16 protein-coding genes are annotated in these 22,707 nt (G+C 36.7%); 11 read left to right on the forward strand and 5 right to left on the reverse strand.

Going from position 1 to position 22,707, the window contains the following annotated elements:
• Window positions 1–244 precede the first annotated feature (244 nt).
• Window positions 245–646, reverse strand: coding sequence for an endonuclease domain-containing protein (locus B0I10_RS14685; protein WP_112087274.1), 402 nt, complete (start codon window positions 644–646; stop codon window positions 245–247).
• 495 nt (window positions 647–1,141) lie between these two features.
• Complete coding sequence (locus tag B0I10_RS14690) at window positions 1,142–1,915, reverse strand: XRE family transcriptional regulator (RefSeq protein ID WP_112087275.1); 774 nt, start codon at window positions 1,913–1,915, stop codon at window positions 1,142–1,144.
• Window positions 1,916–2,013: 98 nt separating this feature from the next.
• Here B0I10_RS14690 and dinB point away from each other — a divergent pair, with 98 nt between their 5' ends.
• Genes dinB through B0I10_RS14705 form a run of 3 tightly spaced genes read left to right on the forward strand, consistent with a single transcriptional unit; the run spans window position 2,014 to window position 7,679 of the window.
• The gene (gene dinB, locus B0I10_RS14695) at window positions 2,014–3,228 is read left to right on the forward strand and encodes a DNA polymerase IV (protein WP_112087276.1); all 1,215 of its coding nucleotides are present in this window, start codon (window positions 2,014–2,016) and stop codon (window positions 3,226–3,228) included.
• Window positions 3,228–6,287: a DNA polymerase III subunit alpha gene (locus tag B0I10_RS14700; protein WP_112087277.1), complete on the forward strand. Its 3,060-nt coding sequence runs from the start codon at window positions 3,228–3,230 to the stop codon at window positions 6,285–6,287. Before dinB ends, B0I10_RS14700 begins: the two co-directional genes overlap by 1 nt.
• A gap of 3 nt (window positions 6,288–6,290) precedes the next feature.
• Window positions 6,291–7,679, forward strand: coding sequence for an exonuclease domain-containing protein (locus B0I10_RS14705; protein ID WP_112087278.1), 1,389 nt, complete (start codon window positions 6,291–6,293; stop codon window positions 7,677–7,679).
• A 74-nt stretch (window positions 7,680–7,753) separates the two neighbouring features.
• On the opposite strand, the gene B0I10_RS14710 is transcribed toward B0I10_RS14705, so the two are convergent.
• Window positions 7,754–9,559 (reverse strand): sigma 54-interacting transcriptional regulator, encoded by a 1,806-nt coding sequence (locus B0I10_RS14710; RefSeq protein ID WP_112087279.1) that lies wholly within the window; start codon window positions 9,557–9,559, stop codon window positions 7,754–7,756.
• 437 nt (window positions 9,560–9,996) lie between these two features.
• Between B0I10_RS14710 and B0I10_RS14715 the strand changes: the two genes are divergently transcribed.
• From B0I10_RS14715 to B0I10_RS14750, 8 genes are all read left to right on the forward strand, one after another.
• Window positions 9,997–10,857, forward strand: coding sequence for a viperin family antiviral radical SAM protein (locus B0I10_RS14715; RefSeq protein WP_112087280.1), 861 nt, complete (start codon window positions 9,997–9,999; stop codon window positions 10,855–10,857).
• Between the two features lie 12 nt (window positions 10,858–10,869).
• Complete coding sequence (locus B0I10_RS14720; RefSeq protein WP_112087281.1) at window positions 10,870–13,173, forward strand: glycosyltransferase; 2,304 nt, start codon at window positions 10,870–10,872, stop codon at window positions 13,171–13,173.
• A 1-nt stretch (window position 13,174) separates the two neighbouring features.
• Entirely contained in the window at window positions 13,175–13,744 is a 570-nt protein-coding gene (locus B0I10_RS14725) for a histidine phosphatase family protein (protein ID WP_112087282.1), read from the forward strand.
• On the forward strand, window positions 13,734–14,687 hold the full coding sequence (locus B0I10_RS14730; protein WP_112087283.1) for a methyltransferase: 954 nt from the start codon (window positions 13,734–13,736) through the stop codon (window positions 14,685–14,687). Before B0I10_RS14725 ends, B0I10_RS14730 begins: the two co-directional genes overlap by 11 nt.
• On the forward strand, window positions 14,684–15,385 hold the full coding sequence (locus B0I10_RS14735; protein ID WP_112087284.1) for a WG repeat-containing protein: 702 nt from the start codon (window positions 14,684–14,686) through the stop codon (window positions 15,383–15,385). The genes B0I10_RS14730 and B0I10_RS14735 overlap by 4 nt, the downstream gene beginning before the upstream one ends.
• 219 nt (window positions 15,386–15,604) lie before the next feature.
• Complete coding sequence (locus tag B0I10_RS14740; RefSeq protein WP_112087285.1) at window positions 15,605–16,045, forward strand: hypothetical protein; 441 nt, start codon at window positions 15,605–15,607, stop codon at window positions 16,043–16,045.
• Window positions 16,046–16,047: 2 nt separating this feature from the next.
• The gene (locus B0I10_RS14745) at window positions 16,048–16,965 is read left to right on the forward strand and encodes a hypothetical protein (RefSeq protein ID WP_181456967.1); all 918 of its coding nucleotides are present in this window, start codon (window positions 16,048–16,050) and stop codon (window positions 16,963–16,965) included.
• 339 nt (window positions 16,966–17,304) lie between these two features.
• A complete protein-coding gene (locus tag B0I10_RS14750; protein ID WP_245943005.1) occupies window positions 17,305–18,078 on the forward strand; it encodes a hypothetical protein in 774 nt (257 codons plus the stop codon).
• On the opposite strand, the gene B0I10_RS14755 is transcribed toward B0I10_RS14750, so the two are convergent.
• The gene (locus tag B0I10_RS14755) at window positions 18,061–18,954 is read right to left on the reverse strand and encodes a phosphatase PAP2 family protein (protein ID WP_181456968.1); all 894 of its coding nucleotides are present in this window, start codon (window positions 18,952–18,954) and stop codon (window positions 18,061–18,063) included. The genes B0I10_RS14750 and B0I10_RS14755 overlap by 18 nt on opposite strands.
• Window positions 18,955–18,968: 14 nt before the next feature.
• Window positions 18,969–22,697: a metallophosphoesterase gene (locus tag B0I10_RS14760; protein ID WP_112087287.1), complete on the reverse strand. Its 3,729-nt coding sequence runs from the start codon at window positions 22,695–22,697 to the stop codon at window positions 18,969–18,971.
• Between the last annotated feature and the right edge of the window lie 10 nt (window positions 22,698–22,707).

Genomic DNA, 22,707 nt, shown 5'->3' on the forward strand with positions numbered 1-22,707 from the left:
CACTATAATTGTAAACCAATTACAGGATTAAAAATGAACCGTAAACCAATACTAGGATTTAATTAAAAACTGTAAACTTTTTTTAGGACGATACAAAATTCACAACTGAAATACGCTCTGATTTTGCTCCCTTTAGGGCCGGGGCAACAAAATCAGGAGGAAAAATGAAATTCACAACTGAAATACACCCTGATTTTGCTCCTGCCTAGGCAGGTCGGAGTAACAAAATCAAGAGGATTAACTTCTACTTTATTAACAATTCCTCATTTATTTTTTCTAAAACGAACGATAAATTTTGGGTTATGGATTCATTCTTAAAACGAATAACTTTTAATCCGTTCAATTTCAAAAATTCCTCCCTTGTAAAGTCGATTAACTTTTGTTCTGCGTTGTCATGATATCCTCCATCGATTTCCATTACTAGTTTATTTTTATGATTGTAAAAATCTACAATATATATTCCAATTGGATGTTGTCTTCTGAACTTTTGACCATTAAACTTATTTCCTTTTAGTTCTTCCCACAAAATTTTTTCTGCATTTGTCAAACGGTTACGAAGTTCTTTCGCTTTTAAAAATGACTCTGGTGGTGCTCCTTTCCACATGGAATCATCATTTTGAAGTTGACTTTTTTTATCTTTTTTCATGTTATAGATTTGTTACAGCAAATTATAAAAAATTTGTATACTTTTTCTCCTTCCCTTACCTGCTTGGATAGATGGAAAAATTGTCTTGTTTTTTTCTTTCCCCAACCCGCCACCGCGGGTGGAAAAAAACCGTACTCAAAACAAATAAACGCTTACAAATAAATGAAAATCACTACTGAAATACACGCTGATTTTGCTCCTGCCTAGGCAGGCCGGGGTAACAAAATCAGGAGGGAAAATGAAAATCACAACTGAAATACACTCTGATTTTGCTCCTGCCTAGGCAGGCCGGGGCAACAAAATCAGGAGAAGAAATGAAATTCACTACTGAAATACACGCCGATTTTGCTCCTGCCTAGGCAGGCCGGGGCAACAAAATCAGGTGGGAATAACTATTTTTTTTTCTCTCCCCAACCCCCCGCCACGGGCGAAAAAAAAACCGTACTCAAAACAAATAAACGCTTACAAATAAATGAAATTCACAACTGACAGCAACTACCCCAACCGCTCCCGAATCTCCATCACATCCCCCTGTAACTTCCGAATAATCCCTTCTAAACGTTCAGAACTATAATTTTCGGGTTTAAAATTCTCCCGCTCCAAACTCCCTGCATATTCCCATATTTCGGCAATTTCAGAAAATTTCACTTCGTAGGGTTTATAAAAAGTGTTGTCGGAATTGAGTGTGAAGGTATTTTTCCCATTCTTATTCAATCGTTTGTACACCATTTCATTGTTCGTGGTAATCACGATATAGGTTTTACCATCCACTACATCACCCAACTTTTCAACATATTTGGCAATGATAAACGACTTACTGTTGTGCGGTGGCATCGAATCCCCATCCACCGGAAACGTGCGGTACTTTTCATTTTTGTTAAGCCAAGGAAGCGAAATGTGTTCGAGTTGCGACATAAACGTAAAATCAGCATAACCGCCTGCAGCATAGCCGGCTTTGGCTTTGTGGGTGACAATTTCAACCAAATTTTGCCCTTCAGTGTTAACAGTAATGGGCAACACAATGCGGTTGTCTTCCAATTGCACCAAATTGTCTATGGGTGTTTTTCGTAAATCGACCGTTAACAATAAATCAATACTAATGTGGTAATAACGAGAGATAACGAGCAAGGTTTCTGCCGGAGGTGTATTTTTACCATATTCGTATTTCTTATAGCGATCTAAAGGCAACTTCATACCATCAGCCGCTTCTTGTTGGGACAAGTTTTGCTTACTTCTCAACCATTTTAAATTGTCTGAAATATACAACATATGTTAAAGGGATTTTAAGTCACTACAAAGATAATTATTTTAGGGATTAAACGTCCTAATTTTGTAAAATAATTTCAACTTCAAAAATTTATAACACTATGTCACGGGCAATTGTACACATGGATTTAGACACCTTTTTTGTCTCTTGCGTCCGATTAGAAAACCCACAATTAAACGGGATTCCGTTGATTGTAGGCGGTGGCGAACGTGGTGTGGTCGCTTCTTGTTCCTACGAAGCTCGCTATTTTGGTGTACGCTCTGCCATGCCGATTCGAATGGCAATGCAACTGTGTCCGCAAGCCAAAATCGTAAAGGGAGACATGGAATTGTTTTCGAAAAAGTCACACGAAGTCACTCAAATCATCGAAGAAAATTCGCCATTAGTGGAGAAGGCAAGCATTGATGAATTTTATTTGGACATCACCGGAATGGATAAGTTTTACGGCTGTTATAAATGGACGAATGAATTGATCCACACCATTACCAAAGAAACGGGTTTACCCATCAGTTTTGCCTTATCCGTCAACAAAACCGTTTCTAAAATTGCTACCGGAGAAGGCAAACCCAATGGCAATTTGGAAATTCCGGAAAACTTGGTTAAACCCTTTTTAAATCCGTTATCCATTCGAAAAATACCGATGTTGGGTGAAGTGACTTTTAACCTGCTTTCCCGACTTGGCATACGCAACATTGAAAAATTAGCCGAAACGCCTGCGGAAGTCTTGCAAAGTATGATTGGCAAAAACGGCTTGGAAATTTGGAAAAAAGCCAATGGCATTGATAATGCACCGGTAGAACCGTACCGAGAACGAAAATCCCTTTCTACCGAACACACCTATTTGCAAGACACCATCGACATTAAAAAAGTGCAATCCTTAATTTTAGGAATGGTGGAAAAACTGGCCTACCAAGCCCGGGCAGAACAATGGTTAGTTTCTACCCTAGTGGTCAAAATTCGTTATGCTAATTTTGATACGGAAAATGTACAACGGAAAATTGCGTACACTTCCTGTGACCATGTTTTAAGTAAAATAGCCATTGAGTTATTCAACAAACTCTACAACCGTCGTATGCGAATTCGATTGGTGGGCGTATCCTTTGCTGGTTTAGTACGGGGAACCTATCAAATCGATATGTTTGAAGACACCGAAGAAATGATTGCCTTGTACCAAGCCATGGACAAAATCAAAAACCGTTTTGGATACAATGCTGTAACCCGTTGTGGCGGTAGAAACATCACCTCAAAAGCGGGCAACATCATTAGTAACCCGAGAAGTCAATCCATCATTCCTAAAGCAAAAAACACGGACTAATGTACCTCAATTGCCATTCTTTTCATTCGCTGCGTTACGGCACAATTCCACTACAGGAATTAGTGGAGCAAGCGGTGTTGTTTGGGGTAACTGCCTTGGCATTGACCGACATCAACACCGTAACGGGCATCTATGATTTTATAAAAGCCTGCAAAGTGGTGCAGATTAAACCGCTAGTAGGAATTGATTTTCGGAATGAAGGCAAGCAGTTGTATATCGGTTTAGCAAAGAATCGAAAAGGCATTGCCGAAATGAACCGCTTACTGACCAAGCACAACTTTGAGAATATACCGCTTCCGGACAAAGCACCGGCTTTTGAACATACGATTGTGATTTATCCGTTTGACAAAATTCCGGAAACGATGAATGAAAATGAATTTATCGGGATTGCACCGGAACAATTGTCGAAGTTGTACAATTATGTTTGGAAACGGAAGTTGGATAAAATGGTGGTATTGCAAACCGTAACCTACCGAACTAAAAAAGAATTCAATCTGCATAAAATACTTCGTGCCATTGACCTCAACATTTTAGGCTCAAAACTCACTGAAACCGAGTATTGCAAAGTCGCACACGTGATGATTCCAATGGAAAAACTGATGGAAATGTTTAAGGATTATCCACAAATCATCCAAAACACGCAATCGGTCATTGAAGCTTGCCATTTTGAATATGATTTCAACACCCCAAAAAACAAGAAACACTACACCTCCAACCAACACGACGATAGTGCCTTGTTAACTAAACTAGCCTACGAAGGAATGGTTCGCCGCTATGGTGCAAACAATCCGAAAGCCAAAGCCAGAGTAGAAAAGGAATTGAAAGTGATTAATGAATTAGAATTCAGTGGTTATTTCCTGATTACTTGGGATATTGTGCAATACAGCATCAGTCGTGGGTTTTTACACATCGGACGTGGTAGTGGAGCAAATAGCATCATTGCGTACTGCTTGGACATTACCAATATTTGTCCGCTAGAACTCGACTTGTATTTTGAACGCTTTTTAAATGTAAACCGAAAATCACCGCCCGATTTTGATATTGACTGGTCGTGGCGGGAACGAGATACTATTTTAGAATACATTTTCACCAAATACGGTGCAGATCATGTCGCGTTTTGTGGAACGAATGTGGAGTTTAAATACCGTTCCATTTTTCGAGAAGTGGGCAAGGTCTTTGGTTTGCCCAAAGAAGAGTTGGATGAATTAGCCAAAAACCCGATGAAAACCCATCATCAAAATGAAGTGGTAAAAATGGTGCAGGAATACGGCATGCTACTCGAAAAATACCCGAATCAACGCAGTATGCACTCCTGTGGAATTCTGATTTCCGAAGAACCGATTACCAATTTCACCGCTTTAGAAATGCCTCCCAAAGGCTTTCCCATCGTTCAATTTGATATGCATGTGGCAGAAGACATTGGCTTTGATAAATTTGATATTTTAAGCCAGCGTGGCATAGGTCATATTGACGATACGGTAAAATTGATTAAAGAAAACCAAGGCATCGACGTCGATATTCGTGATACTTCGTTATCCAAAAACGAAAAAGTCTGTAATGAACTACTGAGTGAAGGCAAAACCATCGGTTGTTTTTACATTGAAAGTCCTGCCATGCGTGGATTGTTACGACGATTAAAATGTGATAATTATAAAGTATTGGTGGCTGCTTCGTCCATTATTCGACCCGGAGTAGCACAATCGGGGATGATGAAAGAATATATTTTTAGACATAATTATCCCGATCGTTTTGAATACTTTCACGACGTGTTCAAAGAACAATTGGGCGAAACCTATGGCATTATGGTCTATCAGGAAGATGTAATTAAGATTGCCTTGCATTATGGCGGACTCCCGGCTGCCGATGGTGATATTCTACGCCGAGCCATGAGCGGGAAAGGACGTTCGAAAGCCGCCTTACAAAAAGTAAAAGACAACTTTTTTGCTTCTTGCCAACAACAAGGACATCCCGAACAATTGAGTCAGGAAATATACCGCCAAATCGAATCATTTGCCGGCTATTCGTTTTGTAAAGCTCATTCAGCATCCTATGCAGTGGAAAGTTACCAAAGTTTGTATTTGAAAACGTATTACCCGATTGAGTTTATGACAGCAGTCATCAACAATTTTGGCGGATTTTATCGAACCGAAGTGTATGTGCATGAAGCTCGCATGTCAGGTGCTAAAATCCATAATCCTTGCGTCAACACGAGTGAGTACCAAACCAAGGTAATTGGAAAAAACCTCTACTTAGGCTTTCAGCATTTGAAAAGTTTGGATTTAAAAACAGCCGAGCTTTTGGTAAGCGAACGCCTGGAAAATGGGTTGTATACTTCCTTAGAAGACTTTATCAATCGCGTTCCCATAGGCATTGAAGGCATCCAAATCTTGATTTTTATCGGAGCATTTCGATTTACCGGAAAACCCAAAAATGAATTATTGATTATTGCCCGATTGATTTTAATTAACTTTAAACCCGAGCACCGGCATCTACTATTAATTCGGGAACCGGTGAAAGAATATAAATTGCCGACTGTAGAACGTTCGCCTTTTGAAGATGCTTTTGATGAAATTGAATTGCTTGATTTTCCGGTTTCGGTCACACCGTTTAATTTATTGCAGACTAAATTTCGTGGCGATGTTATGGCACGGGATTTGACAAAACACCATAAGAAAACGGTCCGAATGTTAGCGTATTTAATTTCCCGGAAACACGTGCCCACCAAACGAGGCGATATGTATTTTGGAACGTGGATCGATGCGGAAGGCGAATTTTTTGATACCGCTCATTTTGCCGATTGCCTGAAGCAATATCCGTTTAAAGGAGGAGGGTGTTATCTGTTGTTGGGTCAGGTGGAGGTGGATTATCATTTTCCTACCATCACCATTTCAAAAATGGAAAAAATGCCGTTTATTCCCGATCCTCGTTATTCGGCTACCGATGAAAAACGTTTTCAAACGCAGCAACAAATTCGGGAGGATGTGAGCATGACACAACGAGCTCCCTATCCGCAAGAACATGAAATTAATTTGCCTCGGCAAAAGATGACACAAAACTAAGCTATGAAAAAACAAGAATACGCCATCGTCGATATTGAAACCACCGGAGGATATGCCGGTGGCAGCCGCATAACGGAAATCGCCATTCGGATTCATGATGGCATTCGCGTGATTGACAGTTGGGAATCATTGGTGAATCCGCAACAACCTATTCCGCCTGCCATTTTTGCCTTAACCGGGATTGACAATGAATTGGTAAAAAATGCTCCCATTTTTGATGACATTTCAGATAAAGTATTGGAACTGTTAACCGACCGAATATTTGTAGCCCACAATGTCAATTTTGATTATTCGTTTGTACGTCACCAACTCCAAGAATCCGGATTCAAATGGACTGCCACAAAACTCTGTACCGTGCGAGCCGCACGAAAAATAAAACCGGGGCTACCCTCCTATAGTTTAGGTAAACTTTGTTACTCCTTGGGAATTCCTTTATCAAATGCCCACCGAGCCGGAGGCGATGCCGACGCAACCGCTATCTTATTTACCCAATTGCTTTTGTCCGATTCGGAAGGTGAAATTTCAAAAATGATAAAAAAAACTGCGGTGGACCAACGCTTGCCCCCCAACCTACCGCCCGCCGACTTTGAACAATTGCCTGAAAAGCCCGGTATATACTATTTCTATAACTCCGAAAAAAAGGTAATTTATGTAGGCAAGGCTATCAACATCAAAAAACGAGTAGCTTCCCATTTCACCGGACATCAAATCACCAAACAAAGGCAACTTTTTATGCGGGATATCTACGGCATTTCTTCTGAGGTGTGTGCCACCGAGTTAATGGCGTTGCTGTTAGAATGTGCAGAAATAAAAAAGTTATGGCCAATGTATAACAAAGCTCTCAAACGGTTTGAACCTAAATTTGGATTATATCAATACGAAGCCCGCAACGGTTACCAATACCTCGCCATTGGCAAATTGCCGAAATTTAGTTCCTGCATTGAATCGTTTTCGAGTTTATATGCCGGTATCAACACCTTGCAAAAAGTAGCCGCACAATTTGAAATCGACCATCGTTTTTGCAACTACGGAGCCATCAACGAAGGGGAGACACACGCTAAATTCAGCACCACCGATTTACCTGAGCTGGAAATACACAATAGCCAAATTGAAAAGGCAGTCCATTTTTTAATCCGCAACAAACCCACTTTCGCCATTATCGACAAAGGCAGAACCAACGATGAACGAAGCTGCATTTGGATAGAAAAAGGTCACTTTTATGGCATGGGGTATATTGCAGCCGAAGAAACCCTATCCAACTTATCCGAAATAAAAGAATACGTTACCCCACACAAAAGCAATAGTTACATCATGCAATTAGTCGATACCTTCGTAAGCCAAAATCCCAAAAAAATAAAAATTGCTCCGCAAACCGAAAAGCACGGACAATAGTTTAAGGGGAGCGTCGCTAGCAACACCATACTTTTTATTAGACTGCTATTTCACCTCCTTATGATAAAATTTAACTAATCTTTACTTTTTATTGATTTCTTATTTTTCCAATCGTTAAAGGTTTTCTCTGTAATAGAATCATTTAAAGTTTTAAAATGAGCTATGGCTTGCTTTCTCCCTTTAAATTTAGTCACTGCCCAGTCTTGTAATTCATACAAATAATCAGCTAGCATCTCTTTTGTAGTTTGTTTTTCATTAAAATTGAATTTCTCTTTTCCGAGTTGGACATTAGGAGAATGATATTTCTCAAATTCATTCTTTGTATATTGAAAAGCATTCGTTTCATTAAGCATGTTTTTTGTATCCTCATCAAACTGAATAAATACATTATAATACATCGCTATCTTTTGCAAATCTCTAAAATTTCCATATAATGGCAACTGATTTAACCAGTTTGTTAATTCCAATTCTTTTGGAGCATTTCCATTAAAATTTAAACCTTTCCAAATATTTTCCCAATCAGTCAATCTATCTTCAGTTGTCTCTCTCAGAGGTGGAATATTTACAACGTGTTGAACAATTCTATCATAAAAATCAGGCAATAATTTTTTTTTCAGTTCAGAAATATTTTTATTAGTAGCAAAAATTAGACGACATTCAACCTTAATTTCTTTGTTGCTTCCCATTCGTCGTATTGACATTTTATTTTTCCCATCAGTTTGCAAGGCTTTCATGAGTTTTGCCTGTACAAGTTTTGACAAATGGTGGATTTCATCAAGAAATAAAATTCCACCATTAGCTTCTTCTAAAAGCCCCTTTTTGTCGGTACTTGCTCCTGTAAAAGCCCCTTTTTCATAACCAAATAACTCTGCCTCTGCTTTACTGTCTTCATCAAAAGAGGCACAGTTTGCCTCAACAAAAGGATTTTTTGTATCAGATGGTCTGGCTTCACTCGCAATTTTTGACTTTCCTATTCCCCTTTCCCCAATTAATAAAATGGAGAAACCTGTTTTAAGAAATATTTCCATTTTTTTATTAACTAATTTCCTGGAAGGTGATTTAGTGTGGCTGTAAACCTTAAATTCTGCACCGATAGAGGAGATGAGATTAGTTGGTATTTCTTGAATGGAAAATTGTTTAAATCGTTTCTCTGGCTTATCGCTTTTATCATCATAGGTCTTAATAAATCTTGTGTTTTCAGGCAATTGTCCTGCTTCTGCCAAAATATGCCAAACCACTTGTGTTTCGTTACTTCCAAGTGAAACATTTATGATAGGCTGAAAATCCTTCTGTTTTGAAAAATATTGACGAGACCATTTGCTTACTTCATCCGAAATTTGTTTTTCATTTCTTAAATCATCTACTTTTAATTCCACGATTTTTATTTTTTTTGAATATATATTTTGGAAATTGGAGTATTCAGTAAGCCATTTAATCTGCTGTTCAATAGGATAATGTTGAATGTTTCTCCAAATAACTTCTTTAAAGAGTTCAAGTTTCTCAGGATACTTCGTCTTTACAAAAGTAAATTCTGCCTCTAGATTGTAGCAAATAGCATTATCAGAAATTATTTCGCCAAATAAATCTTTCAATCCTTTCGCGACAATCAATTCATCCTCAAGAATAGTTTTTTTATAGCTTACACCTCTACTTGACAGTCTGTCAAAAGTTTTCTGAGGAGCAGTTATGTAAATAATCTCATCGAAAACAAAGCCATTCTGATTAAGAACATTAAATACCCCATTGAGTTCCTCTTGTTCTAATCGATTAAAATCAAATTGTTCTTTCAATTTTTCAATCTGATAAAACTTGCTAAGTATATGTTTTAGATAGGCCACTCCATGAGTAGTATAGTGCCAAGTGATATATATGTTTTTCATTTTATAAAAGTATTAAATTTCTTTAAGGTATTTAAAGTTTCTTTTAGTTAATTACAAATAACTCATTATCATGTATTTAATAAATTACATGGTTTTGGCATAACTTTAGACTATCCATATAGAAAATCGAAGTAAAATGAACAAACAAATTTTAAATTACAGAAAAACAAACCACTCCTTATACAGTCAATGGGATAGAAGTATTCATGATGAAATTCTATACAAAGTTCTTCCCTATGTAGAATGTACAACTTGTAAAAAGGATGTTATCATCGTGTCTCATAGTTTTTTAAAACGTAAAGGCATTATATTAAGAAAAAGAGAAAGTCTAATAATTATTACTTCAAACAAGACATTGACAACTTGCTACTGGTGTGACCATCCTGATTATTTATATAGTAAAGAACCGTTTTCTCACTTTCAAAATTTAAAATAAAATGATAACAACAATTAATTTCCATGTAATTAAAGCGTGTAACTACAAATGCAAATTTTGTTATGCTACTTTTAACGACATTTCAAGCAAAGGAATTTCAAAAGAAAATCAATTTGAGATTATAAAGGAATTAGCAAATTCCAGAATGTTTAAAAAAATTAACTTTGCTGGGGGTGAGCCTACACTTGTTCCCTACATTGATGAATTCATAATCTATGCTAAAAACTTGGGTTTTGAAACCAGTATTGTAACTAATGCTAGTAAAATAAATTATGATTGGATAAAAAATATCTCACCGTACCTCGATATTCTAGCGTTAAGTGTTGATAGTTTAAATGAAATATCAAATTTGAAAAGTGGAAGAAATCAAAATGGCAAAACAGTCTCAAAAGACAAACTCATTGAGCTTGCTCAAGCATGTCGCCAATATGGTGTGAATTTAAAAATCAATACCGTTGTATCTCAATTCAACAAAGATGAATGCCTAACAAATTTAATAAATGAACTAAACCCTTTTAGATGGAAAATTCTTCAAGCAACAAAAGTTGAAGGTCAAAATGAAAAACAATTTGATTTAACAATGATTTCATCAACGGAATTTTATAACTTTTGTTCTAAAAATAAAAACAAATTAAACTTTGACATTAAAACAATAGAAGAACCTGAAAATTTAATTCAAGGCTCCTATCTTATGGTTGATATGCTTGGTAGATTCTATGACAGTTCAAAAGGAAGTCATTCATATTCAGAACCGATATTAAAAATTGGATTAAAAAGTGCTATAAATCAAGTTTCAGTAAATAGTAATAAATTCGTTAAAAGAGAGGGTAATTACACCATTAAACTAAACCAAGTTGCTTAAAAGATATATCAAATGCACATCCTAAAAATAATCCACGGTTATCCACCTAATTACAATGCAGGTTCCGAAGTTTACAGCCAATCCATCTGTAATGAACTTTCAAAGCACCACAAAGTTTCCGTATTTACGCGGGAAGAAAATCCGTATGCACCCTGTTTTAGTATTCGTGAGCAAAAAATAAATAACAACTTATCACTTTACTTTGTCAACAATCCGCAGGGTAAAGACGGGTATCGCCACAAACAAATGGATGACAACTTTGCGGAATTAGTCAAACAATTCAAACCCGACATTGCTCATATCGGACACTTAAACCATCTTTCAACAGGATTGATTGATGAACTGAATCAACTGAAAATTCCGATTGTTTTTACCCTACACGACTTTTGGCTAATGTGCCCAAGGGGACAATTTTTAACCAGAAGCATTGGTAATTCTAACAATTTTCAGTTGTGCGAAAAGCAAGAGGATAAAAAATGTGCAACGGATTGCTACAAAGTGTATTTCAGCGGACGTGAAGAAAATGAACCAACCGAAATTGAAAATTGGAGCCACTGGATTCACCAACGAATGATAGAAACAAAAGCCATCATTAACAAAGTGAATGTATTTATTGCTCCTTCAAATTATCTTCGTGATCGATTTATCAATGATTTTGGTATTCCAGAAAATAAAATCGTCTATTTAGATTATGGTTTTCCAACCGAATATTTAACGCAAACGGAGAAATCAAAAGACAAAACGAATTATACTTTTGGCTACATCGGTACTCATATCCCGGCAAAAGGCATCAATCTTTTGATTGAAGCATTTAAACAAGTTGAGCCGACTGCAACGTTGAAAATTTTCGGCAGAACAAGCGGACAAAGTACAAATGCTCTGAAAGAAGTTGCCAAAACTTCCAAAAACAAAATTGAGTTTGCAGGTGAATACGTCAATCACAATTTGGCTAATGATGTTTTTTCAAAAGTTGATTGTATCGTAGTGCCAAGCATTTGGGGCGAAAATTCACCGCTTGTCATTCACGAAGCACAATCGTGCAAAGTTCCGGTTATTACTGCCGATTTTGGCGGAATGAAAGAATATGTCCAACACCAGGTAAACGGCCTTTTGTTTGAACATCGAAATGCAAATTCGTTAGCCGAGCAACTAAAATTTGCAATTTCCAATCCCCAACAAATGAAGGAATTGGGTGAAAAAGGGTATTTATACACTAACGATGGTAGCGTTCCAAACATTCAAAACCATTGTATCGAATTAGATATGATTTATCAAAAATTGATTTCAAAAACTGATTATAAACTTTGGCGTGTTACAATCGATACCAATCCGGAAGACTGTAATTTAAGCTGCACCATGTGTGAAGAGCATAGTCCATTTTCAACCTACATCAAAGAAAAATTAAACGGCAAACACCGAAGAATGCCCAAAGAATGGTTGGAACCCATTTTTGAGCAAGCCAAAAAAATTGGTGTTACGGAAATGATACCTTCCACCATGGGAGAACCGCTAATCTATAAGCACTTTGCTCATTTTGTTGAATTGTGCTACAAGTATAACATAAAAATGAACCTGACGACCAACGGCACATTCCCCAAAACAACTGAAAAGACAGTTACTGAATGGGCAAAACTAATTGTCCCAATTACAAGCGATGTCAAAATAAGTTGGAACGGAGCAACAGCGGAAACTTCTCAAAAAGTGATGTTGAAATTAAATTTTGAAGAAGCTGTTTCAAACGTAAAAGAATTTATTCGAATTCGCAATGAACACTTTCAAAAGACCGGCTATTACTGCCGTGTAACATTCCAACTAACGTTTATGCAAAACAACATGCATGAGTTAGCAGACATCATAAAATTAGCAGCTACGTTGGGTGTAGACAGGGTAAAAGGACATCAACTTTGGGCACACTTTGATGAAGTTCAACATTTGTCGATGAAAGCCTCACCGGAAAATATCGCCCAGTGGAATAGGTATGTACAACAAGCCTACGAAGCACAACAGCACTACCTCAAACCAAATGGTGAGCAAGTGATTTTAGAAAACATTATTCCACTGCAAGAAACTGAACGCGAAGAAATTCCGGAAAACTATGAATGTCCGTTTTTGGAGAGAGAATTGTGGGTTTCAGCAACAGGCAAAATTTCTCCTTGTTGTGCTCCTGATGAACAACGCAATACACTTGGCGATTTTGGAAACATTGAGAAGACAAGCGTCGAAAAAGTATTGCAAAGCGAAAGCTACCAAAATCTTGTGAAGAATTACAAGAAAATTGATTTGTGTAAAACCTGCACTATGCGAAAACCAAACTAAAATGAATATTAACGAAAAAATAGCTCTGTTATTAAGACACGCTGACAGAGATGACATCCCAAAAGGCTCTTTTGGAAATGAAATTTTATTGAACGAACAAGGAAAACAAAATGCACAACGTTTTGGCGCAAGTTTAGCCGAAATGAAGGTCAATAAAATCTATACCAGCCCGGTTGAACGTTGTGTTCAAACGGCTGAATTTATAACCAGAGGTTATGGAAATTCTTTAGAAATAATTGAAACCACAGCTTTGGGTGCACCCGGACTTCATATTACCGACGAAAAAGTAGCGGGAAATTTTTACTTGGAACATGGATTTGATGAAATGTATAACCGATTTATGCAAGGAAGAGAAATACCGGGTATGCCAAATATGGATCAATTGAATTACAGAATAACAACTTTTATAAAAGCACACACAACTCATAACGGCAGAACGCTTTTCATTACGCACGATATGTTGATTGCGTTTTATCATTTCAGCATCAATCGGAAAATCTATACCAAAGAAAATTGGGTAAATTACATGACCGGTTTAACTTTTAAAAACGGAATAATTGATGAAGGATAGACTCAAAACATTTTTCACACAGCACTGGACGTATTTAGCGGTTAGCACAGCTTGCAAACTCAATTTGTTTGATTGCTTACACGAACAGAAAACCGCAACGCAAGTAGCAACTGAACTTTCTCTAACGGAGGAAAAAGTAGTGTTACTACTAAATGCTTTACACAGTGCCGAGTTTTTAGATAAAAAGGAAGACCATTTCAAAGTGAATGCAATGTCTGAACTTCTCACAGAAAATCATCCGGAAAGTTTAAAATACGCCTGCTTGAATTGGAGTGCAGAGCACTTAACTGCTTGGCAAAATTTAGATTTTTCTATCAAAACAGGTAAAAGTGCATTTGAAGAAAGTTACGGATTGCCTTTTTTTGATTACTTAAATGAGCATCCCGAGAAATTAAATGCTTACCACAAAGCAATGTACCAATATGCGAAAGAGGATTACCAAAATTTGCCTGATATACTAGATTTCAGCAAATACAAATCTGTAATGGATGTGGGAGGAGGTTACGGTGCAATTGTAGAACTTATCAAGGCTAAAGATCCGGCTATTGAATGTGTTTTGTTCGACTTGGATAAAGTAATTTCAACTGTTTCAATCCCAAACATTAAAAAAGTTAGTGGTAGTTTTTTTGACAAAATTCCAAATCAGTCAGAAGTCATTATTCTTTCAAGAGTTTTACATGATTGGAATAATGCTAACGCAGCTGTCATTTTACAAAATTGTTTAGAAGCATTACCAAAAGATGGAGCTTTATTTGTAATTGAAAACTGTTCCGATAAAATTAGTATCGATTTGTCTTTACTTTCCTTGAATATGACCGCAATGTGCGAAAGCCATGAAAGAACATCATCGGCGTATATTTCGCTTTGCGAAAATGCAGGATTTCAATTGGAAAGCGAATTAAAATTAAATGAATTACAAACCATTTTAATATTCAAAAAATGAATTGGCAAGCAATAAAAGTTTCAGACAACAACACACACTTTTTGTTTGAAGGAAAAGCAATCTTTGACAAGAATTTTATCGAGGTGCTAAAGTTTCATTCGCCCGGAATCGCTCCTGTTAAGGATATTTCCGGTGCTTATCACATTGACAGTAATGGAAATGAAATTTACCAAAACCGCTATGCAAGAACATTTGGTTTCTATTGCAATCGGGCGGCTGTAATTGAAAATAATCAATGGTTTCACATCAACGAAAAAGGTGAGAGAATTTATTCCAATTATTACCTTTGGACAGGAAATTATCAGGAAAACAGGTGCACAGTAAGAGACCTAAAGAATAATTATTTTCATATTGATCTCCTCGGGAATCGACTTTATATCGAGGAGTATAGCTATGCAGGTGACTTCAAAGACGGAGTAGCATGCGTAAAATCACAGGACGGTCTCTTTAGACATATTAACCAAAACGGGAATTTAATAAATAACAAATCGTTTTTAGACTTGGGGGTTTTCCATAAAAACTTTGCTACAGCAAAAGATGCTAAGGGATGGTTTCATATTGATAAAAATGGAGATGAACTTTACCCTGAACGTTACATGTTTGCAGAACCATTTTATAATGGTTTTGCATTGGCAACAAAATCGGACAATAGTAAGCTCATAATAAATGAACAAGGGGGAAAAATTTGTACGCTTTAAAATTAAATTTAGTCTATCAACACAGCCCACCTTCCAACCAAAACTCAACTTCTTTCGCAGTGCTAATGCCTCCTCCTCGATTATAAATTTCTTTTTTCTAGTTAGATTTTTAGTTGTACGCTCATCATTTTTACGGCAGTATCATTCATTTAAAAAAAATAGTTGACGTAAATTGTTATAATAAACGAGCGGTGTCACTATTTTTTTTATTTTAGTAAAATGATAGGACATTGGAAAGGGTATTATACATTTGAGAAAGAGCAAATTCAAAAGATGATAGGTTTTGAAAAGACCTATTTTGAAATAACCATTGAAAAATTTGACGGAGTAAACTTTAGCGGTACTGTGAATGACGATATCGCCACAGGAGGAATGGAAGAAACCGGAAAAATTATCGGTAAAGTTGAAAATAATAAAATTTCGTTTCAAAAGTTTATGCCTATCAATGATCAAATTAATCTGAAAGGAGAAAGGATAAAAACAAATCAAAAACATCCAACCTTATATTATGTTGGCACACTTTCCGAAAATAAAACCACAATTGTCGGCACCTGGAAATTCAAACGCAAAATTGAATTTATCTTCGGAATAATTCCACTACTATTCAATCCCGGAAACGGAGGTTGGGAAATGAATTTTAATAGTGAAAATGAGCGTTAAAAATGAAAACAATAACAATTCTGGTTACATTTTTAACCTTAACAGCTTTTGGACAAAAAAATCTAAATCAAGAAGCAGTAGCTATTGTAGCGGAAGGGAAACTATTATTTCAATCTGAAATGGCGTCGTGGTACGGAACAGATTTGTTTTTGGAAAAGTATAAGGAAAGAGAAAATATTGGTGGTTACTTCTCGTACCAAGACAATGACGTTGCAAAATGTGTTTTTTTCTCCAAAGAGGCCACTCCCCAAGTGATTGGAACCATGTCTTTCGACAGCTCTTACGATATGAAAAAAGCAACCACGGATTTGACTATTAGAGCGTTCACCCCAACAGAAACGGATTTATATACCATTCGAAAACTGGCTTTAAATGAAATACAATCGGACACCCTCTTCAAAAGATACAACAATACAAATTTGAATTTAATTCCTTTAATCAAGGGCAAAGAAAAGAAAGTGTATGTGCTTACCGGTCCAACCAAAAATGGCGTTGTCATTTTTGGAAATGATTATTTACTCACTTTTAACAGCAATAATAAACTCACTTCCAAAAAGCAACTTCACAAAAACATCATCCCGATTGAATATGGTGGAAAAATGGAAGAAGGAAAAGAAATAGAATCAACCCTCCATTCCCATTTACCGGAAACAGGTGACTTTATAACTGCCACCGATGTATGCACCTTGATGCTCTATGGTAAATTCACAAAATGGAAATCGCATCATGTGGTTTCGCAAAAATACCTCAACATCTGGAATTGCGAAACAAATGAGTTGAATGTAATTCCTATGAAAACCATAGAAAAAATTAATAAAGACCAAAAAAACGCGATAAGAAAAAGGATAAAGAGGAATAAGAAATGTGGTGTAAAACCAAACGCTGAGCTCTTTTTTCCCTCCTATCCAAAATACAATTGATTCGCAGGCACTGCGGGAGTTGGTTGGAATGCAAAAGTGCTCTCGGTACGCTGAGGGCTGCAAGCACTTTTTAGGTTGCTGACTTACCCAACCAACAGTAGGCTATTTTCTGTATCTTTGTGTCTCAAGGTCTGCTGCAGTGCGTATTATTTGCTTAAAACTGCCTTTTAAAAAACTAAAATGTTAGCTATTCGTAAAATCGTTTTAAAATTTAAGTTTTCATACACATCCTTTTTATGCATCAGAACCTCCACCCTTTTGATGGCTTTTCTCATTTTTACATCATTGTCCTGTCAAAATAAAAGCACTGCCGCCCTAACACTACACACAAAATTCTACTTGCCTGCAAAGCTATCAGAAGTTTCAGGTTTAGTGGCAACTGATTCCCTCATCTGGGTGATTGAAGACAGTGGTAATAAATCCGTGGTTTACGGACTTAACAACAAAGGTCAAGTGGAGCAAACAATACAACTGGACAACCACAGTAATATTGATTGGGAGGACCTTACCAAAGACAACGACCAAAATCTTTTCATTGGCGATTTCGGAAATAATGACAATGACCGAAAGGATTTGGTAATTTATAAAATTTCACCCAATGACGCTTTAACTACAGTTGAAAAAATAAATTTTTATTACCCCGAGCAAACTCATTTTCCGGCCAAGAAAAAAGAAAAACTATACGATTGTGAAGCCTTTTTTGTTTATCAAAACTCTTTTTACTTATTCACAAAAAACAGAAGTAAGGGCTTTGACGGTTCTACATTAATTTATAAAATCCCTGCGCTTGCCGGCAATCATGCTGCTCAGTTAATTGGAAAATTTAAAACATGTTCCAATTATAATTCGTGCGTAATAACAGGTGCTGCCATTAGCCCGGATGAAAAAAAAATAGTACTACTAGGTCATGAAAAGATTTGGCTTTTTGAAGAATTCAAAGGTGATGATTTTCTCGGCGGTAAAAGAACAGAACTTGCTCTAAATCATTACAGTCAAAAAGAAGCTGTCAGTTTTATAGACAATGATAAACTGTTAATTGCTGATGAAAGAACTAAAAACAGAGGTGGAAATGTTTATGAAGTTTCAATTCATACCTTAAAAAGTGCCAACTAAACCTACTTGGTTGTAGCCCATTCTAACATTCCACGAAATTTTATTTTTTGATTGTTCAGGACTGAGTTTATATTTGTTATCTCTTTTCAAATAAGAATCAACGCATTCAACAATGGCAACACTCATCACCGTGCTTAAAAAAACATCGGAAGCCCAATGAGCACCTTCCCAAATTCTAGACATGGGCGAAACCATTCCCAAAACATAAAAACCACCTTTTATCCATGGGCTGCTAAATTGTTTCGATAACGCATAACAGGTTGTAACGGATAAAGCAGTGTGTCCCGAAGGAAAAGAACTAAAAGCCGGACTGCCATTAAAAGGATCAAAATAATCGTGTCCTAGTTCAGTGCTGGGCCTTGCTCGCCCTGCGACTGTTTTCATAGCTTGTTGCAGTAACCCGCTCACACTGGCAGAGGTGATCATTAGGACACCGGTATAGCGAATTTTTTCGTTTTTAGAGAGTAACCCAACCAAATAAACACTTCCTGTTAAACCATAATTTACGAGTGGTTTTCCAAATCTAAAACCAAATTCACTCACAGCGTGAGGAATGTCTTTCTCTTGTCTTCTAAAAAAACCACTTATTTCTTCGTCTGAAAGATATAAAATTCCGGTTCCAACCAAAGCACCACCAAAATAGGCAAGGTCTTTCTTGTCCCATCGCGTGGGTTGAGCAAACGTGTAAAGAAAACCGTTTGCACCGTTTCGAGCATCATATTTTAGTTTTTGCCAAATGGTTTCTTTGACTAATGTATCATTTTTAATTTCGCCAAAAACTAACGTGTCACGCTTAATGGATAAACTATCCGTTTGTGCAGATATACTATGTTGAAAGGCAAAAAATACAATAAAAAGTTTGATGAATTGATCCATAAATTTCATAAAAATTAAAATCCAAATCCTAGTCCAAAAGCAATTCTGTTTCCGTCTTGACTGTTAAAAAAAGTTAGACGGGCTGTTACTAAATCTAATCCGTTAAGCCAAATTCCTCCTCCCACAGATTGATGCCATTTATTTGAATCTTCTCCATCCAACCAAACTCTTCCGTAATCATATCCGCCTAAAATGCCGTAACTCATTGGAATTATACTTTTTATTTTGCCAATATTCCATCGTAAATCGGTGCTTTGAAAGAAGGATTGTTTACCGAGAAAGCGTTCGTTTCGATAACCTCTCAAATCATAATCGCCACCCAATGTTGCACCTTGGTAGAATTCAAAATTATTATTCAAAAGCATTTTTCCTTTCAATAACGTTCCGAGTACTAATTTATTGGATTTGGTTAATTTATGACTAAATCCCAATTCGCTTTCTAACGAAGTGAAATTTCGTTTTGAATCGGATAAATTGGTTTTCCATGTTCCTTGAATCGAAAATAACATTCCAATTGTTGGATTGGCTTCGCGATCATAATTTTTAAAAGCATAGTGGAATGAAGCTCCGGCAAATTGCTGGTAGTCAAAAACTGCTGGATTAATAGCTCCGGGTTCGTTGATAAACCGATTGGAAGTTCCTTCCACTTCAATGTTTTCGAAGGAAGTTTGAATGGTAACTTCGCTCCCAAATCGGCCCACATAGTTAAGTGAAGGAGCAACTTTTAGAATTTGAATGCGAACACGATTATAGTCCATTCCTTCTTCACGGTCAAAATTCTCGGTTTCGTTTCCATAGCCAAAGTAATTGATGCTGAAATTTGGCGTAGTATAGCGGGCTTCCGTTTCTAAATTCCATTTGCCTACTATTCGAGTAAAACTAGTTTTATAACCTAATTCTACACCTTCAGTGGCAAAATAATAATTGGCACGCAAGCTATGTTTTGCAGTGTAAGGATTGTTGACGAATCCTTGTTTTACAAAATTATACGCTCCGCCAATTTTTACACCATCATCCGGATTAAAACCAATCATGGGTAATAAAAAGGTATGGTTGTATTTTGGTTTTTTGTAATGGTATTCATTTAATTCATAATCATCTTTTAAATGAATTGCCGTGCAGTTTTCAGCATTTATGGTGTTTTTCTTTGATTTATAATCGTATATTTTTACTTTTTTACCGTTTTCAACCACATAATTATCATGATTTTGACCGCCAATTAATCGGATGATGATGTTGTTTTTGGCTTTTCCTTTTACTTCAAATTGATCGTCGTCATCCAAGCCATAAATCCAAATTTCTTTGGTTTGCTTTTTAGTATAGGTTTTCGAAAATTGCAATTCTTCGCCGTCTTTTTTCAATCGAAACCATGAAACTTTTGTATTTCCTTCGGCTAAACGTTCAATTAGAAATTTGTCTTTTTTATCGGTTCCGGTCAGAATAATTCTATTTTGAAGTAATGTATGATAACGCAAAGCAAAATCTTCCAATCCTTTTTTTCTGAATTTTAGTTTGATTTTAATTTCGTTTGTTGTTTCATCGTCTTTTATTTCTAAAGGCAAGTTGGAAAAGGCTTCATCAATCGCTTCATCCGTCAGTTCGCTGATGATATAATCGGCTTGTTTCTTCCAATCAGCTGCTGTTGCATTTTTGATAAAAGCCACATCTAAACTGTGAGCTGAAAAGTTAAACCATTTTTCACTCGGATAATCAGCTTCAAAGTTGGTAATGTGTCGAACGCCGGGAATGTTAAGTAATAAACGAATTAAATTGCCATCTACTTTTGCAAAAGCTTGATCGCGATCACGCGGAATGGGTTTGTAAATCACTTGGTCACCTTGTTCAAATGCCGACCAACGCCATTGGTCTTGGTGCCTGTCCCAATCACCAATCAACATATCAAACAAGCGAGCTCTGATGTAGGCTTCTTCATCCACTTGGTATTTTTCATCTTTTCGAATGTTGGCCAAAACGTCGTCTGTTCCAAGAATGGCTTGTGGTTTTCCATAGCTTTCTAAATCGAGATGTTCGTCTGTTTGACGTTCTTCTACCAAATATAATTTATCGCCAAACGAGTCATTAAATATTCCCAATCGGTTTTGTTTGGGGATAAAATAAAGCTTGGGATTACTGTGATAAATTCCGATTTTATCGGCTAAGTTGCCAATGATAAAGGGAGTAAAAGGATGTCCGGAAGTATAAAAATCATAAATAAATTCTGCTGCATAGGTGTCTTGAAATCCAGCCACCGCATTTTGATTTCTAAAAATAGATTGTAAAAAACGAGTGGCATTCTTTTTCAAGGCACGCATCACATAATCTTTTCCGTTTTTGTCTGCTAAGCGAAGTGATTCCGATTGATTTCCTCCGCCTGAAATGGTTGGTGTTACACCACCAAAAAGGGTGTCGAGTTGAACCACTTTGGCTGCGATGGGCAGACCGTAATAGGTTCTGTAATGGTCTCCCCAAAGGAATCTGTAAAATTTGCTTTTCTTGGTGAAATCAGCCGAATAAATGGATGCTTGAACAGTTTTTTCCTTGTTTTCAATGAAATTGGTAGGTAGTAAACCTTCATTTGGACTGGGAAGATAAACGTCATGAATCTTCTTTAATTCACGTTCTTCTGTACTAAAATAGGTTAGTAATGCAGATTGATTTTCATAAATTTCTAATTTACCATAGCCAAATCCGCCAAAAGAAAAATCGTTTGCTCCAACAGCTTTTGCTGCTTCACGTTTAGAAGCCGCTCCACTGATTACTTGTTTTATGCCGTCGTTTTCAATATACTGAAGATTGTGTTCGTGTCCGGAAACCACTAAAACATTATTCCGGTTTTGAATCATCGGTTTGATGTTGTTAATGAGGTCGCGGTACACTTTGTTTTGTAAATCCTGCGGACTGGCTCCGGTTGTTTTTCGTAAAAGATTGATGAATGAGCCAATTAGAGGTAAGGGAATAGTGTTATTGATTGGATAAAGGTGCTTTTTTGCCGAAAAAACACCACCATGCGGACCGTGACTCATTAACGGGTGGTGAATGGCCAAAATGGTGAATTTGTTTTGATTTTTGTTGATTTCACTTTTCAGTTCGTCAAAAAATTCTAATCGGGTTCTGATGTCGCAATCGTCATTCAGGGTGGGGTGTTTGTCCCAATCTTGCAGAAACCATTCGCTATCAACCACAATCAAACCAATTTGGTCATTTATTTTTACGGTTTCAAGGGCACAGCCTTTTCTGGGTAGAAATGCTTTTTTTTCATTCAAATAAGTGGCAACAAATTTTTCTTGTTCGTTTAATCCTTTCAAACCATTATACCAATCATGATTGCCGGGTATAAAAATGGTCTTGCCTTTAAAATTCTTCGCAATCTCAAGTTGTAAGGTTATTTTTTTTTCGGCATCTTCCCGGGTTGGGTCGTTTTTATCTGCCGGCATTCCTTTGGGATAAATATTATCCCCTAAAAACAATAAAGTACTGTTCTTGTCCGTTGTGGAAACTTGACTTTCTAAAAATTTTAATGTTTGTAGGGCTTCGGGATTGGTTGTGTTCCCGGCATCGCCAAGTAAGAAAAAAGTATGACTTACCTTAGAACTGTCAACAATTTCTTGATGGGAAGAAAGGGTGTCTTTTTTTCCGGTTTGAATCGAGTGTGTTGCACAAGAAAACAAGAAAAAGGAAGGAAGTAAAACCAACCCTTTTTTATAATTTGTAAGTAGCGTAATGAAAACCCGAAACATTTTCATAATTTAGTAG

The organism is Flavobacterium lacus, assembly GCF_003268815.1.
Taxonomy (GTDB): domain Bacteria; phylum Bacteroidota; class Bacteroidia; order Flavobacteriales; family Flavobacteriaceae; genus Flavobacterium; species Flavobacterium lacus.

Excerpts from the sequence above, each read along its gene's own strand:
- B0I10_RS14685 (WP_112087274.1), bottom strand. The coding sequence starts at position 646 with ATGAAAAAAGATAAAAAAAGTCAACTTCAAAATGATGATTCCATGTGG.
- B0I10_RS14690 (WP_112087275.1), bottom strand. The coding sequence starts at position 1,915 with ATGTTGTATATTTCAGACAATTTAAAATGGTTGAGAAGTAAGCAAAAC.
- dinB (WP_112087276.1), top strand. The coding sequence starts at position 2,014 with ATGTCACGGGCAATTGTACACATGGATTTAGACACCTTTTTTGTCTCT.
- B0I10_RS14700 (WP_112087277.1), top strand. The coding sequence starts at position 3,228 with ATGTACCTCAATTGCCATTCTTTTCATTCGCTGCGTTACGGCACAATT.
- B0I10_RS14705 (WP_112087278.1), top strand. The coding sequence starts at position 6,291 with ATGAAAAAACAAGAATACGCCATCGTCGATATTGAAACCACCGGAGGA.
- B0I10_RS14710 (WP_112087279.1), bottom strand. The coding sequence starts at position 9,559 with ATGAAAAACATATATATCACTTGGCACTATACTACTCATGGAGTGGCC.
- B0I10_RS14715 (WP_112087280.1), top strand. The coding sequence starts at position 9,997 with ATGATAACAACAATTAATTTCCATGTAATTAAAGCGTGTAACTACAAA.
- B0I10_RS14720 (WP_112087281.1), top strand. The coding sequence starts at position 10,870 with ATGCACATCCTAAAAATAATCCACGGTTATCCACCTAATTACAATGCA.
- B0I10_RS14725 (WP_112087282.1), top strand. The coding sequence starts at position 13,175 with ATGAATATTAACGAAAAAATAGCTCTGTTATTAAGACACGCTGACAGA.
- B0I10_RS14730 (WP_112087283.1), top strand. The coding sequence starts at position 13,734 with ATGAAGGATAGACTCAAAACATTTTTCACACAGCACTGGACGTATTTA.
- B0I10_RS14735 (WP_112087284.1), top strand. The coding sequence starts at position 14,684 with ATGAATTGGCAAGCAATAAAAGTTTCAGACAACAACACACACTTTTTG.
- B0I10_RS14740 (WP_112087285.1), top strand. The coding sequence starts at position 15,605 with ATGATAGGACATTGGAAAGGGTATTATACATTTGAGAAAGAGCAAATT.
- B0I10_RS14745 (WP_181456967.1), top strand. The coding sequence starts at position 16,048 with ATGAAAACAATAACAATTCTGGTTACATTTTTAACCTTAACAGCTTTT.
- B0I10_RS14755 (WP_181456968.1), bottom strand. The coding sequence starts at position 18,954 with ATGGATCAATTCATCAAACTTTTTATTGTATTTTTTGCCTTTCAACAT.
- B0I10_RS14760 (WP_112087287.1), bottom strand. The coding sequence starts at position 22,697 with ATGAAAATGTTTCGGGTTTTCATTACGCTACTTACAAATTATAAAAAA.